This is a genomic window from Streptomyces sp. NPDC002057, from assembly GCF_040296665.1.
Taxonomy (GTDB): Bacteria; Actinomycetota; Actinomycetes; order Streptomycetales; family Streptomycetaceae; genus Streptomyces.
Window position 1 is genome coordinate 83,199 of record NZ_JBEOXR010000017.1, and the last position, 13,142, is coordinate 96,340.

Genomic DNA, 13,142 nt, shown 5'->3' on the forward strand with positions numbered 1-13,142 from the left:
GAGTAGGCGACACGCGCGATAACCAGGTCGGTCGCTCCCCGCGCGCCGTCCCCGGCGACCGCGTCGCTCCGGCCCGAGGTGCACGGACGGTGGCCCGTGCGGTGGCACTGCGTGAGCGGCCGGTACAGATTCCGTGGAGATTCCCGACGGGTGGGCGTACCGCTCGGTCGGTAACGGCCCCGCCGTACCCCTGAATTGGCTCTCCTACCCGCCCTGACCTGTGAGAACACCGAATGTCCCGGCTTGGTGAAGGCCCTCCCGCCGGGCAGTCGGGTGGGGTACCGTCACCCGCGCCGTACGGAGCGCTACAACGAGCTTTTCCAGCCACCGAGCCGTCCGAGGAGCAGGTCAGTGCGCGAGTTCACCGTGCCGCCCGTCGAGGCGGCGCCTCAGGTCGGCGGTCTGGCGGACGCCGTGTTCGAGCTGGCCGTGGCCGAACCGGACCGGGTCACCTTCGGCCGGAAGGGACCGGACGGGGCGTGGCGGGACGTGACGGCCGCGCGGTTCCGGGACGAGGTCCTCGGTCTCGCGAAGGGGTTGATCGCGGAGGGTGTGCGGTTCGGCGACCGGGTCGCGATCATGGCCCGTACCCGCTACGAGTGGACGCTCTTCGACTTCGCCCTGTGGACGCTCGGCGCGCAGCCGGTGCCGATCTATCCGACGTCCTCCGCCGAGCAGGTGTTCTGGGCGCTGCACGACTCCGAGGTCACGGCGTGCGTGGTGGAGCACGAGGACCACGCGATGACGATCGGCTCGGTGGTCGACCGGCTGCCGCTGCTGCGGCGGCTGTGGCAGCTGGACGCGGGCGCGGTGGCGGAGCTGACGGCGGCGGGGGCGGACATCGCGGAGGACGTCGTGCACCGGCACCGGCGGGCGGTGACCCCGGAGACGGTGGCGACGGTCATCTACACGTCGGGGACGACGGGCCGCCCGAAGGGCTGTGTGATCACCCATTCCAACTTCATGTTCGAGACGGACATGCTGGTGGGCCGCTGGGAGCCGGTGTTCCGTTCCCGGCCGGGGGAAGAGGCCTCGACGCTGCTGTTCCTGCCGCTCGCGCACGTCTTCGGGCGGATGGTGGAGGTCGCGGCGGTCCGCAGCGGGGTGAAGCTGGGGCACCAGCCGGTGATGGCGGCGGGTGAGCTGCTGCCGGACCTGGCGGCCTTCCGGCCGAGTTTCGTCCTGGCCGTTCCGTACGTCTTCGAGAAGGTCTTCCACGCGGCGCGGCGCAAGGCGGAGCGGGAGGGGAAGCTGGGCCCGTTCGACAAGGCCGTGGACGTGGCCGTCGCGTACGCGGAGGCGCTGGAGCAGCGGGCGTTCGGGACGGGGCCGGGGCCGTCGGCGGCGCTGCGGATGCAGCACCAGTTCTTCGAGAAGACGGTGTACGGGAAGGTCCGCGCGGCCCTGGGCGGGCGGTTGCGGCACGCGATGTCGGGCGGTTCGGCGATGGACCGCAGACAGGGGCTGTTCTTCGCGGGGGCGGGGGTGACGGTCTTCGAGGGGTACGGCCTGACGGAGTCGTCGGCGGCGGCGACGGCGAACCCTCCCGAGCGGACGCGGTACGGCACGGTCGGGCAGCCGGTCCCGGGCACGACGGTGCACATCGCGGAGGACGGCGAGGTGTGGCTCCACGGCGGTCAGGTGTTCTCCGGGTATCTCAACGCCCCCGAGGCGACCGCGGCGGTCCTCAACGACGGCTGGCTGGCCACCGGGGACCTGGGCGCCCTGGACGAGGACGGCTATCTGACGATCACCGGGCGCAAGAAGGAGATCCTGGTGACCTCGGGCGGCAAGAGCGTCGCTCCGACGGGCCTGGAGGAGCGGGTGCGGGCGCATCCGCTGATCGCCCAGTGCATCGTGGTCGGCAACGACCGGCCGTTCATCGCGGCCCTGGTGACCATCGACCAAGAGGCGGTGGAGCACTGGCTCGCGATGCAGGGGCGGGCGCCGCTCGCGCCGGCCGAGCTGGTGCGTGATCCGTCCCTGGAGACGGAGATCCGGCGGGGGGTGGTGGCGGCGAACACGCTGGTGTCGCAGGCGGAGTCGATCCGGACGTTCCGGATCCTGGCGCATCCGTTCAGCGAGGAGCACGGGCTGCTCACCCCGTCGCTGAAGCTGAAGCGGAAGGCGATCGAGCGGGCGTACGCGGCGGAGGTCGCGGCGCTGTACGGCTGACCCGGGGAACGGGGCGGGCGGGGCGGAATGCGGGGCGGCCCGTGATCGTTGACGCTGTGAGTATTCCGTACGGCCCCCGGGGGGGCGTACGGCCGTCACGAACCGCGACAACGTAAGGATCCCTCCCACGTGAGCACGGACAGCAAGGTTCCCTCCGTCACCCTGAACAACGGCGTCCGGATGCCGCAGCTGGGCTTCGGTGTCTGGCAGGTGCCGGACGACGAGGCGGCGGACGCCGTGGCGACCGCCCTGGAGGCCGGCTACCGCTCGATCGACACCGCCGCGATCTACGGGAACGAGGAGGGCACGGGCCGTGCCGTCGCCGCGTCCGGGATCGCCCGCGAGGACCTGTTCGTCACCACCAAGCTGTGGAACAGCGAGCAGGGCCACGACGCCACGCTGAAGGCCTTCGACGCCTCGCTCGACAAGCTGGGCCTCGACTACGTCGACCTGTACCTGATCCACTGGCCGGTGCCCGCTAAGGACGCCTACGTCGACACGTACCGGGCGTTCGAGAAGATCTACGCGGACGGGCGCGCCAAGGCGATCGGCGTCTCGAACTTCCTTCCGGAGCACCTGGAGCGGCTGATCGGCGAGACGTCGATCGTGCCGGCCGTCAACCAGATCGAGCTCCACCCGCAGCTCTCCCAGCAGGCGTCCCGTGAGGCGCACGCCCGGTACGGGATCGCGACCGAGGCGTGGTCGCCGCTGGGCTCGGGCAAGGGTCTCCTGGACGTGCCGGCGATCGTGGCGATCGGCCGCAAGCACGGGGTGACCCCGGCCCAGGTCGTGCTGCGCTGGCACCTCCAGCTGGGGAACGTGGTGATCCCGAAGTCGGTCACCCCGTCCCGCATCCGGGAGAACATCGACGTCTTCGGCTTCGAGCTGGACGGTGAGGACCTGGCGGCGATCGCCGCGCTCGACGAGAGCCGCCGTCTGGGCCCGGACCCGGCGGAGTTCAGCGTCGGTGCCTGAAGGAGTGCCACCCTGCGGCGCCGCGCGGCCTCCGTGGCGCGGCGCGGCGCCGGCCGGGTGCGGGGGCTCGGTGGCCGTGGCCGCCGGGCCCGCTGACTTCGGCGGCCGGCCCGCTGTCGTACCCGGGCCGTAGAGTCGGCGGCAGCCCCTGGGGGCTGTCCCGCCGCATCGGGCGGCGGGGGTCCGGCGGTCGCGTGGAACGAAGGAGTCGGTACGGTGAGTGGTTCTCCGATGCCCGTGGAGGAGGGCCTCTACCGGGTGCGGAACGTGGCCAGTGGGCTGCTTCTGGAGGTGTACCAGGGGTCGGGTCGCAGCGGGGCCAACGTGCAGCAGGGCACCGAGACGGGAACTCCCGGTCAGCACTGGCACATCATTCCCGTGGAGAACGGCGGCGGGCTCCACCACCTGGTGAACGCGGCCAGCGGCAAGCGGCTCGACGTCGCCAACGCGTCCACGGAGAACGGCGCCAACATCCAGCAGTGGAAGGCGAACAACTTCGGGGCGCAGGAGTGGATCATCGAGCAGGACCTCCAGTCGCCCGGGACGGTCGCTCTGGTGAGCTTCGTCAGCGGGCTGTTCCTGGAGGTCGCCGACGAGTCGAAGGAGGACGGCGGGAACGTCCGGCAGTGGGAGGACACCGACTCGCCGTTCCAGTGGTGGCGGTTGGAGCCGGTGTCCTGACCCGGGCGGGCGCGGCCGTCAGCCCTTGCGGGCGGTGTGGACGGTGCGGGCCGTGAGGTGGAACAGGTCCGTGCGGTGGTGCAGGGACAGGGCGTCGGCCGGGTCGAGGAGCCGGTCGAGGGTCGCCCGGTCGTCCGCGTCGAGGGCGGTGCCGTAGCCCTCCCGGAGCCGCGTGTAGTGGCCGACGGCCAGCTCCCGTACGACCGGGGACACCGGCGCGGGAAGGTCGGTGAGGAAGGTGCGGGTGCCGGCGGGGGTGAGGCCCGCGCCGGCGAGGAGCGCCCGCCAGTCGTCCGGCTCGTCCTTGGACCCGGGCGCCTCGGCGCGCATCGCGCCGAACCAGTCCGCGTGGGCGGCGTCGAGGCGGGCCTCCAGGCCCGGTCGGCCGATCCCGATGTGCCGGGGGAGGTACCGGGTGGGCAGCCCGCCCTCGACGAGGACCATCAGACCGCCGGGGTTCAGGAGTCCGGCGAACTCCACGAGTGCGGCCCGCTGGTCGCCGATGTGGTGCAGGGTGTTGCCCGCCCAGATCAGGTCGGCCTGACCCAAGGTGGCGATGGCCTCCGGGAGTTCGGCGTGGAGGGTGGAGACGCGGGCGCCGAGGCCGCGCGTCTCGGCACGGTCGCGGGCGCGGGCGAGGAGTTCGGGCGAGCCGTCGACGGCGACCGCCTCGGCGGCGGGGAAGGCCTCGGCGAGGACGGCGGTGATCACACCGGGGCCGCTGCCGACGTCGAGGAGGCGGCGGACGCCCTGCGCGGGGGCGAGGGTACCCAGCCAGGCGGCGGCGTCCGCGTAGGCGGGGCTCGCGAGCTCGGCCTGGCGCTCCAGGTGGGCGCCGAGCTCGTTCCAGTCCAGGTGGGTGCTGTCGTGGTGGTGGCCGTGACCGTGCCGATGCCCCTGGCCCTCGCCGTTCCCGTGGCCGTGCCCCTCGCCCTGCTGGTGGCCCTCGCCGTGGTGGCCCTCGCCGTGCTGGTGGCCCTGGCCCTCGCCGTGCGCGTGGTCGTGGTGGGGTGCGCTCTGCTGACTCATGGGTCCAGGGTGCGGCGCAGCCGCCCGGATCGCGAGAAAACTTGCCGGTACGGCAAAAGAATCCGCCGCTGTCCCACCCGTCACGCCCCGGCGCGGTGCTCCTGCGGGCTGACGCCCCGGACGCGCTTGAACGCGGCGCTCAGGGCGAACGCACCGCTGTAGCCGACCCGTCGGGCGACGGACTCGACCGTGGCGTCCGTCTCGCGCAGCAGGTCGGCGGCGAGCGCGAGCCGCCAGTCGGTGAGGTACGCCATCGGGGGCTCCCCGACGAGCTCGGTGAACCGGCGGGCGAGCGCGGCCCTGGACACACCGGTCTTCGTCGCGAGCGACGCGACCGTCCAGGGGTGGGCGGGGTCGTTCTGGAGGAGCCGGAGCGCCTGGCCGACCACCGGGTCGCCCATGGCCACGTACCAGGCGGGGGCCTCGGCGCCGGGCCGGGAGAACCAGGCGCGGACGCCGGTGATGAGCATCAGGTCCAGGACCCGGTCGAGGACGGCGGTCTGGCCGGGCTGGTCGCGGGCGATCTCCTCGCCGAGGAAGGGCATGAGGGGGCAGTTCCACACGTCGGCGGGCAGGTGCAGCAGCCCCGGCAGGGCGTCGAGCAGGCGGCGGCCGACCTCTCCGTCCATCCGGTAGGTGCCGACGAGGAGCGTGGTGCCGCCGTCGGCGGCGTTGCCCCAGGTGCGGACGCCGAGCCGCATGGACTCGGCGAGCGGCTCCCCGGCGAGGGTGGTGCACTCGCCGTCCGGGCCGATCAGGGCGCGGGGCGGGGCGCCGGGGACGTCGGCGACGGTGTACGGCTCGGGGCCGCGGGCGATGGCGATGTCCCCGGGCCTCAGGAGGACGGGCTCACCGGCGTCGGGGGCGATCCAGGCCTCGCCCTCGGTGACGCACATCAGGCAGATCGGCGCGCCGTCCTCGATGCGCACGGACCACGGCGGCTCCATGATCATGCGGAGGAGGAAGGCGCCCCTGGCGCGGGGCCCGTCGAGGAGTCCGGCGAGTGCGTCCATGGTCGGCAAGCCTAGGCGAGCGGTGAGACGCAGACGTAGGGGCGTGAGACTGCGGAGCATGGGCGGCGCGGGCCCTGGGCGGGAGTCTTGAACCATGACGACGCACACGAACAAGACGACCCACACGACCGACACGACCGGCACCACCGGCGCGCCGAGGACGGTCCTGGTGACGAGCGCCACCGGCAAGACGGGGCGCCGCGTGGCCGAGCGACTCGCGGCGCGCGGGGTGACGGTCCTCGCCGGGTCCCGCACCGGCGCGACCCCCTTCGACTGGGAGGACCCGGAGACCTGGGCCCCGGCGCTGCGGGGCGCGGACGCCGCGTACGTGGCCTACTACCCGGACCTCGCGGCTCCCGGAGCGGTCGAGGCCATGCGGGAGTTCGGCCGGCTCGCCTCGGAGAACGGCGTACGACGGCTGACCGTGCTGTCCGGGCGCGGGGAGCCGGAGGGGGTCGTGACGGAGGAGGCCCTCCGCGCGGCGGCCGAAGGGGTGGAACTGACCGTCGTACGGGCCGCGTTCTTCGCGCAGAACTTCTCCGAGGGGTTCATCGCGGACGGGGTCGCCGCGGGCACGGTCGTCTTCCCCGCGGGGGACACGGCCGAGCCGTTCGTCGACGTGGACGACCTCGCGGACGTCGTCGTCGAGACCCTGCTGACGGACGGTCACGCGGGGCGGGTGCACGAGCTGACCGGGCCCCGTCCGGTGGGCTTCGCCGAGGTGGCGGCGGAGATCTCCCGCGCCTCGGGCCGCCCGGTGGCCTACGAGGCGGTGTCCGAGGCGGACTACGCGGGGCTGCTCGCCGGGTTCGGGCTCCCGGCCCCGGAGGCGGAGTGGCTGGCGGCCCTGTTCACGAAGCTCCTCGACGGCCACAACGCCTCGTCGACGGACGGCGTGAAGCGGGTCCTGGGCCGCGAGCCCCGCTCGTTCGCCGCGTTCGCGGACGCGACCTGGGGCGGCGCGGGCGCCTGAGGCACCCGCGCACGGACCGGCCGCACGCCCCCGCGCCGAGGCCCGGTGCGGGCGTGGAAGCCGGCCCGGCCGGCCCGCCCGTGGGCGGCGAGGTCGAAGCCCTCGGGAATCGTGGCCTGCTCGTCGGTGAGGGTCAGCCGCGCCTGACGAAGGAGGCCAGCCGGTAGCGGGGGTCGGCCCGGGGCCGGTCCTGGTCCGGGAGGGCGGCGAGGGCGGTGGCGAGCCTGTCGACGGTCGCGGGGTCGCCGGGGAACCAGGAGGCGAAGTATCCGGCGCGGAGCTTGCGGACGGTGTCGCGCGGGGTGGCGCCCTGGCCGTGTCCGGTGAAGTCGGCGCCGGCGGCGGGTTCCAGGCGGTGGGCGGCCGCGTACCGGGTGATCAGGTCCGCGCGGTCGGAGGCCGCGGCGGCCGAACGGTGGGGGCGGAGGATCTCGTCGATGTCGCTGCCGACGTCGTGGGCCGCGTCCTTGTCGACGGTGGCGATCAGGACGCCGCCGGGGCGCAGGACGCGGGCGGTCTCGGCGACGATCTCCGCCGTGAACGGTACGAGGTGGAGCAGCCAGACGGCGGTGACCGCGTCCAGGGAGGCGTCGGGCAGGGGCAGTCGGCGCGCGTCGGCGCGGACGACCCGGCCGGGCGCGCGTCCGGCGGCGACCCGCAGCATGGCGTGGGCTGCGTCGGCCCCGTACACGCGGAGTCCGGGCCGTGCGAGGCGTTCGGTGACGAGGCCGGTGCCGCAGGCGAGGTCGAGCAGGCTGCGGGCGCCGGGCGGCACGAGGCGCAGGACCGCCTCGGCCGCGGCGCCGGCCCGGGGCACCCCTCCCCGGGTCCGGTCGTAGTGCGCCGCTTCGGCCTCGTAGTCGAGCACGGTTTCCGCCATGCCGGTGATCGTACGAGTGAGGTGTGCGGGCCGTACGGCGAGCCGGTGGGGTCAGTGGGCTCCGTGGCCCGGGGCGATCCCTTCGACGCGCTCGGCGAGTGCGAAGTCCTTCTCGGTGACGGCGCCACCGGCGGAGTGGGTGTGCACGGAGAGGGCGACGGTGTTGTAGCCGAGGGTCAGGTCCGAGTGGTGGTCGAGCTCCTGCTGGATCCGGGCCACGTGGACGACGAGCGCGGTGGCGGCGAAGTGGTCGCCGAGCCGGTACTCGCGGGTGAGGCGGTCCTCGGCGACGGACCATCCGGGGAGCTCCCGCAGTCGGTCCTCGATCTCTTTCTGCGACAGCGGCTGTGTGGGCACGGCGGTGCTCCCTCCGGTCGGGTGGCGCGGGTGACGGACAGGGGTCCCGGGGGAAAGGTACCCGGGTCACCCTCTGGGATACCGTCTGGCCATGACAACTGTCGTGAGCGACACGGGGGTGGGGCCGCTGCTGCGCGGCTGGCGCGAGCAGCGGCGGTTGAGCCAGCTGGAGCTGGCGCTGCGGGCGGACTCTTCGGCGCGGCACATCTCGTTCGTGGAGACGGGGCGTTCCCGGCCGAGCGAGGAGATGGTCCTGAGGCTGGCCGAGCACCTGGAGGTGCCGGTGCGCGAGCGGAACGCGCTGCTGCTGGCCGCCGGGTACGCGCCCCGGTACGCGGAGTCGCCGCTCGACGCCCCGCGGCTGGAGACGCTGCGGGAGGGCATCGAGCAGTTGCTGCGGGGGTACGAGCCGTATCCGGCGCTCGTGGTGGACGGCTCGTACACGGTGGTGGCGGCGAACCGGGGCATCGGGCTGCTGCTCGACGGGGTGCCGGAGCATCTGCTGGCCCCGCCGCTGAACGCGATGCGGATCACCCTGCATCCGGAGGGGCTCGCGCCCCGGATCCGGAACCTGCGGGAGTGGCGGGGACATCTGCTGCACCAGATGGAGCGTCAGATCGGCCTGGCCCGTTCGGAGTCGCTGCGCGCGCTGTACGCGGAGGTGACGGCGTATCCGCTGCCGCCGGGCGCGGAGGACGAGGACGCCCCGGGCGCCCCGGGTCCGGAGGAGGTGTATCCGTACTTCGCGCTGCCGCTGCGCATCGAGCACGACGGGCGGGTGCTGTCGTTCGTGTCGTCGATCTCGACGTTCAACACGCCGCTGGACGTGACGGTCGCCGAGCTGGCCATCGAGACGTTCCTCCCGGCCGACCCGGCGACGGTCGCGTACCTCCAGTCCCTGCCGCCGTTCGGCGACTAGGGCCTGTCGTCACCTTGCCGTCGTCGCCCGGAGGGCAGATGGCAAGGTGACGACAGGCCCTAGCGGCTCGCGGGGACGGCCCGCAGGGCGGCCCACTGGAGGACCGCGAACCCGCCGACGGTGGCCGCCTGGACCGGCGTCCACACCAGGCCGGCGGTGGTCGGCTCCAGCCAGGCGACGAGGGCGACGACGCTGAGGACGGCCCAGAGCGCGTTGATGTCGACGACCAGTTTCACGGCGGACGCCGGGGGCTGGGGGCGGCTCGCGAGCCAGGCGACGCCGGCGGCGTACACGGTGAGCAGGATGCCGAGTGCGAGGAGGAGGCCCGCGTCGATCCCGAGGAACTCCCCCAGCGGCTCCGGGGCGACGGCGTAGGCGATCCCGTTGGCCCCGGTGACGGCGGCGTCGAGGGCGAGGAACCGGCGCACGGCGGAGTGCGGGCGGGTGGTGCGGGCAAGACCGGCGAGCAGGGCCTGGGACATGGCGGATCACCCTCCATGGGGGACGTTCGTACGGGCGGTGGACCCGGAGCCCGAGCGGAGTGCGCCGCCCGGGTTCCGGTGTCCCCGAGCATGCCGGGCGGGGCGGAGGGGGTCGATTACGTGCGAGGTAATGCGAGGCCGGCCGGCGGTGGGTGACCGGCTTGCTGCGGTGGGGCGAACTCCGGGTCGCCGGGCCGCGGGTGTGCGTATTGTTCGCGCCGGGGTGGCCGGGAGTGGTCCCCCGGAGGGGGAGAGACGCATGGCGTGGAACAGGGAACGGGCCCGCATGGTGGCCACCGGGGACGATCACAGGGTGACGCCCGCGGAGCTCTTCTTCGACCTGGTGTTCGTGTACGCGATCACCCAGGTCACCGCCCTGATGGCGACCGCGCCCTCGCCGGTGCGGGTGGTCGGCGGGATGGTCGTGCTCGCGCTGCTCTGGTGGTGCTGGTGCTGTTTCGCCTGGCTGGGGAACGTCGTACGGGCCGACTCCGGCGCCCTGTTCGCGGTGCTCGTCACCGTGATGGCCGTCGTCCTGATCGTGTCGCTCGCCGTGCCCGAGGTCTTCGCCGACGCGCCCGGCGGGCTCTCGGCGCCGCTGGTGTTCGTCCTCTGCTACGGCGCGGTGCGCGTCCTGCACCTGGCCTCGTACTGGATCTCCAGCCCCGGGGACCCCGTTCTGCGCGCCACCCTGCGGCGTACCGCCCTGCTGTCCGTGCTGCCGCCGCTGGTGCTGCTCCTGATCGGCAGCGCGTTCAGCGGACGGGTCCAACTCCTCCTGTGGCTGGGGGCGGTGGCCGTCGACTACGGCGGCATCTGGGTCACCGGCGCCTCCGGCTGGCGGGTCAACTCCCCCGGGCACTTCTCCGAACGCCACGGCCTGATCGTGATCATCGCGCTCGGCGAGTCCATCGTCGCGATGGGCGTCGGCGTCTCCGGCTTCCCGCTCACCCTCGCCGTGCTCGGCGCTTCGTCCGCCGGTCTGCTGCTCGCGGCCGGGCTGTGGCGGCTGTACTTCCGGCAGCTCGGCGAGGCCGCCGAGCACCGGCTCGCCGGGCTCGACGGCGATGAGCGCACCCGGTTCGCCCGGGACGTGTACACCTTCCTGCACCTGCCGCTGGTCGCGGGCGTCGTGCTGTGCGCGCTCGGCATGAAGAAGGCCCTCCAGCAGGTCGCCGACACCGGCCACTACGGCCTCGCCGAGCCGCTGCACGGGGTCGTGGCCTGGTCGTTGACCGGTGGGGTCGGGGTGTACCTCCTCGGCGCGGCGGCGATCGTACGGCGCACCACGGGCCGCCGGCCGACCGCTCTGGCGACGGGCGGCGTCTGCTGCCTGGCGGCGGGCCCGCTCGTCGGCGTCGTCCCCGCCCTGGTGGCCCTGGCGACACTGGCCGGCGCGGCGGCGGTCCTGGTCTGGCTGCACGGCCGCCGTGAGGCGCGGACGGGGGTCGAGGCGGTGGAGGCGGCCTGAGGCGGATCGACGGTGCTCGGCGGAGCGGGCGGGGCTCGCGGTCGCGGGTCAGTACGCCGCCGGGCGGTGTCCGATGAAGGCCCTCAGCCGGGTGGTGTCGGCCGCGGTCCAGCCGGGCGGGGGCAGGACGGCCGCCCAGCCGTCGACGGCCCCGGCCCCGTACCGGTGCCCGTGCGGGGCGCCGACCTCGTACGAGACGGCCATGTCGACGGAGGTCTGCCAGAACGCGACGAACGGGAACCAGGTGATCTCGGGCGTGATGTCGGGACCGAGGGGTTCGTCCAGCCAGGCGGGGCGGCCGAGGAGGAGGTCGGGCGACCACCAGACGACGGGGTCGGAGGCGTTCTGCAGGTAGACCGCGCGCGGGTGCTCCCACGCGGCGGCGGGACGGGCGAGGTCGGTCTCGGGGAACTGGGCGAAGCGGATGTGGGCCCCGCCCCGGTACCGCGGGCGCCAGACGGGGCTGCCGGGGTCGCGGTCGCGGCGGATCTCCCGGGAGATCGGGGAGAAGTTCGGGGCGCCCATGAGGAGGGCTCCGTCGGTGGAGGCGAGGAGGTCGTCCGCGCTGTCGAAGGAGGCCTCGACGGCGTAGGCGCCGAGGCTCTCGCCGGTGACGACGAGCCGGGGCCTTCGGTCGGCGGGCAGCGTGTCGAGCCGGGCGCGTACGGCGTCGAGGAGGGCGCGGGTGGCCCTGCCCGCCTTCTCCTTGTCGACGAGGAAGGAGACCCAGCTGGGGAGGTACGAGTACTGGACGGCGACGATCGCGGTGTCGCCCCCGTACATGTACTCCAGGGCCTCGGCGACGTTCGGGTCGACCCAGCCGGTGCCGGTGGTGCCGGCGACGGCGAGCACCGCGCGGTCGAAGGCACCGGTGCGGTCGAGTTCGCGGACGGCGAGGCGGGCCTGGGCGGCGAACGGGCTGTCGTCCGCGAAGGCGGCGGGCGGCTCGGAGGGTATGTACACGCGGACCGGGTCGCGGGCGGGGCGCCCTCGCCAGGCCGTGAGGGTGGCGCGGGTGGGCGTGGAGCCGGTGAAGTTGCGGCCCTGGTAGCCGAGGTCCGCCCAGCGGACGAGGGAGCCGGGGCCGCCGGAGACGAGCCGGGAGGCGGGGCGCCTGATGCCGTCCTTGGTGCCTCCGTTGGTGGCCTCGGCGATGCGGTCGGCGATGTCGACGACCCCCCGGTCGAAGACGATGTCACGGACGCCGACGAGGACGACGAGGGTGGAGAGGACCGCGCCGACGGCGGAGGCGACGGGACGGGGCAGGAGCCGGCCGAGCAGCCGGATCAGGGTGACGGAGCCGAGGCGTACGACGCGGGCGACGAGGAGCACGGCGAGCAGCAGGCCGAGGGCGATCAGGGCGATCATCGGCGTGTGCCAGGTGAGGGCGGGCGGGAGGTCCTGGAGGACCCGCAGCTGACGCTGCATCCGGGCGCTCTCCGAGATCAGCCAGACGGCGAGGACCGGGCTGAGCAGCCAGTACGCCTGCCAGCAGCGGGTGCGGACCCGGTCGCCCGGCCGTCGTCGGACGAGGACCCGGAAGAGCCAGGCGAGGGTGGAGCCGAGGGCGTAGCCGATGGCCGCGGTGATCCCGCCGACGAGCCCCTGGAGGTACCAGGGCCGGGGCACCAGGGAGGGCGTGAGGCTCGACCAGAAGAAGACGGTGGCCAGACAGAGCGCGGTGAGGTCGGGCCAGCGGCGGATGCGGTACGAGTGGTGGGGGCGGTCCCAGTAGGGGCGCCGCGCGAAGGCGAGAAACCGGCCGGCGGCGCGGCGCGGGAGCGCGGTGAGGGGAGGAGCGGGGGCCGGGACGGTGGCGCGTCCGGGGTCGGTGCCGGGTCCGGTGCCGGTGCCGCGTCCGGGGACGGTGCCGGGGACGGTGTCGGTGTCGGTGTCGCGTCCAGGGACGGTGTCGCGTCCGTGGCCGGGTCCGGGGACCGTGCCGGGTCCGGGGAGCGTGTCGCGTCCGGGGACCGTGTCGCGTCTGGAGGCGGGGTCCGGATCCTCGCGTCCGTGGCCGGTGCCGTCGGCGTCGCTGTCGTCGCAGTCGTCGGTGGGCGGGCCTCCGCCGGACGCGGGTCCGGCGGACCGATCGGGGTTGGTGTTCCGGTCGGTCGAGGTCATCGGGACAGCCTCGTACGTCCGAACACCGGTACGCAAATCGGATTCTGCCGTGGCCCGCGTCGG

12 protein-coding genes are annotated in these 13,142 nt (G+C 74.0%); 6 read left to right on the top strand and 6 right to left on the bottom strand.

What is annotated here, in order from left to right; all coding sequences use genetic code 11:
• The first annotated feature begins 351 nt into the window (after positions 1-351).
• The 3 genes from ABT129_RS16220 to ABT129_RS16230 all read left to right on the top strand — a co-directional run bounded on the left by ABT129_RS16220 (position 352) and on the right by ABT129_RS16230 (position 3,831).
• Positions 352-2,175 carry an AMP-dependent synthetase/ligase gene (locus tag ABT129_RS16220; RefSeq protein WP_351901269.1) on the top strand — a complete coding sequence of 608 codons (1,824 nt, stop codon included), beginning with the start codon at positions 352-354 and terminating at the stop codon, positions 2,173-2,175.
• Positions 2,176-2,355: 180 nt separating this feature from the next.
• Positions 2,356-3,150 (top strand): aldo/keto reductase, encoded by a 795-nt coding sequence (locus ABT129_RS16225; RefSeq protein ID WP_351901364.1) that lies wholly within the window; start codon positions 2,356-2,358, stop codon positions 3,148-3,150.
• A gap of 216 nt (positions 3,151-3,366) precedes the next feature.
• Positions 3,367-3,831 carry an RICIN domain-containing protein gene (locus tag ABT129_RS16230; protein WP_351901271.1) on the top strand — a complete coding sequence of 155 codons (465 nt, stop codon included), beginning with the start codon at positions 3,367-3,369 and terminating at the stop codon, positions 3,829-3,831.
• Between the two features lie 18 nt (positions 3,832-3,849).
• On the opposite strand, the gene ABT129_RS16235 is transcribed toward ABT129_RS16230, so the two are convergent.
• Complete coding sequence (locus tag ABT129_RS16235) at positions 3,850-4,860, bottom strand: class I SAM-dependent methyltransferase (RefSeq protein WP_351901273.1); 1,011 nt, start codon at positions 4,858-4,860, stop codon at positions 3,850-3,852.
• An 80-nt stretch (positions 4,861-4,940) separates the two neighbouring features.
• Positions 4,941-5,873: an AraC family transcriptional regulator gene (locus ABT129_RS16240; RefSeq protein WP_351901275.1), complete on the bottom strand. Its 933-nt coding sequence runs from the start codon at positions 5,871-5,873 to the stop codon at positions 4,941-4,943.
• A gap of 94 nt (positions 5,874-5,967) precedes the next feature.
• On the opposite strand from ABT129_RS16240, the gene ABT129_RS16245 reads away from it, so the two are divergent.
• Complete coding sequence (locus ABT129_RS16245; RefSeq protein ID WP_351901277.1) at positions 5,968-6,846, top strand: Rossmann-fold NAD(P)-binding domain-containing protein; 879 nt, start codon at positions 5,968-5,970, stop codon at positions 6,844-6,846.
• Positions 6,847-6,979: 133 nt separating this feature from the next.
• Here ABT129_RS16245 and ABT129_RS16250 read toward each other — a convergent pair whose 3' ends face one another.
• Together ABT129_RS16250 and ABT129_RS16255 are read right to left on the bottom strand one after the other, a co-directional pair.
• Positions 6,980-7,726 carry a class I SAM-dependent methyltransferase gene (locus ABT129_RS16250; RefSeq protein WP_351901279.1) on the bottom strand — a complete coding sequence of 249 codons (747 nt, stop codon included), beginning with the start codon at positions 7,724-7,726 and terminating at the stop codon, positions 6,980-6,982.
• A 51-nt stretch (positions 7,727-7,777) separates the two neighbouring features.
• On the bottom strand, positions 7,778-8,083 hold the full coding sequence (locus ABT129_RS16255) for a 4a-hydroxytetrahydrobiopterin dehydratase (protein WP_351901281.1): 306 nt from the start codon (positions 8,081-8,083) through the stop codon (positions 7,778-7,780).
• Between the two features lie 91 nt (positions 8,084-8,174).
• On the opposite strand from ABT129_RS16255, the gene ABT129_RS16260 reads away from it, so the two are divergent.
• A complete protein-coding gene (locus tag ABT129_RS16260; RefSeq protein ID WP_351901283.1) occupies positions 8,175-9,002 on the top strand; it encodes a helix-turn-helix domain-containing protein in 828 nt (275 codons plus the stop codon).
• A 59-nt stretch (positions 9,003-9,061) separates the two neighbouring features.
• Here ABT129_RS16260 and ABT129_RS16265 read toward each other — a convergent pair whose 3' ends face one another.
• Entirely contained in the window at positions 9,062-9,484 is a 423-nt protein-coding gene (locus ABT129_RS16265; protein WP_351901285.1) for a hypothetical protein, read from the bottom strand.
• Between the two features lie 259 nt (positions 9,485-9,743).
• Here ABT129_RS16265 and ABT129_RS16270 point away from each other — a divergent pair, with 259 nt between their 5' ends.
• On the top strand, positions 9,744-10,955 hold the full coding sequence (locus tag ABT129_RS16270) for a low temperature requirement protein A (protein ID WP_351901287.1): 1,212 nt from the start codon (positions 9,744-9,746) through the stop codon (positions 10,953-10,955).
• 48 nt (positions 10,956-11,003) lie between these two features.
• On the opposite strand, the gene ABT129_RS16275 is transcribed toward ABT129_RS16270, so the two are convergent.
• Positions 11,004-13,079 (bottom strand): alpha/beta hydrolase, encoded by a 2,076-nt coding sequence (locus ABT129_RS16275; RefSeq protein WP_351901289.1) that lies wholly within the window; start codon positions 13,077-13,079, stop codon positions 11,004-11,006.
• Positions 13,080-13,142 lie beyond the last annotated feature (63 nt).

What these genes read in the sequence shown, in the direction of transcription:
- ABT129_RS16235 (WP_351901273.1), bottom strand. Translation starts at nt 4,860, where the DNA reads ATGAGTCAGCAGAGCGCACCCCACCACGACCACGCGCACGGCGAGGGC.
- ABT129_RS16270 (WP_351901287.1), top strand. Translation starts at nt 9,744, where the DNA reads ATGGCGTGGAACAGGGAACGGGCCCGCATGGTGGCCACCGGGGACGAT.
- ABT129_RS16225 (WP_351901364.1), top strand. Translation starts at nt 2,356, where the DNA reads ATGCCGCAGCTGGGCTTCGGTGTCTGGCAGGTGCCGGACGACGAGGCG.
- ABT129_RS16260 (WP_351901283.1), top strand. Translation starts at nt 8,175, where the DNA reads ATGACAACTGTCGTGAGCGACACGGGGGTGGGGCCGCTGCTGCGCGGC.
- ABT129_RS16265 (WP_351901285.1), bottom strand. Translation starts at nt 9,484, where the DNA reads ATGTCCCAGGCCCTGCTCGCCGGTCTTGCCCGCACCACCCGCCCGCAC.
- ABT129_RS16245 (WP_351901277.1), top strand. Translation starts at nt 5,968, where the DNA reads ATGACGACGCACACGAACAAGACGACCCACACGACCGACACGACCGGC.
- ABT129_RS16250 (WP_351901279.1), bottom strand. Translation starts at nt 7,726, where the DNA reads ATGGCGGAAACCGTGCTCGACTACGAGGCCGAAGCGGCGCACTACGAC.
- ABT129_RS16275 (WP_351901289.1), bottom strand. Translation starts at nt 13,079, where the DNA reads ATGACCTCGACCGACCGGAACACCAACCCCGATCGGTCCGCCGGACCC.
- ABT129_RS16240 (WP_351901275.1), bottom strand. Translation starts at nt 5,873, where the DNA reads ATGGACGCACTCGCCGGACTCCTCGACGGGCCCCGCGCCAGGGGCGCC.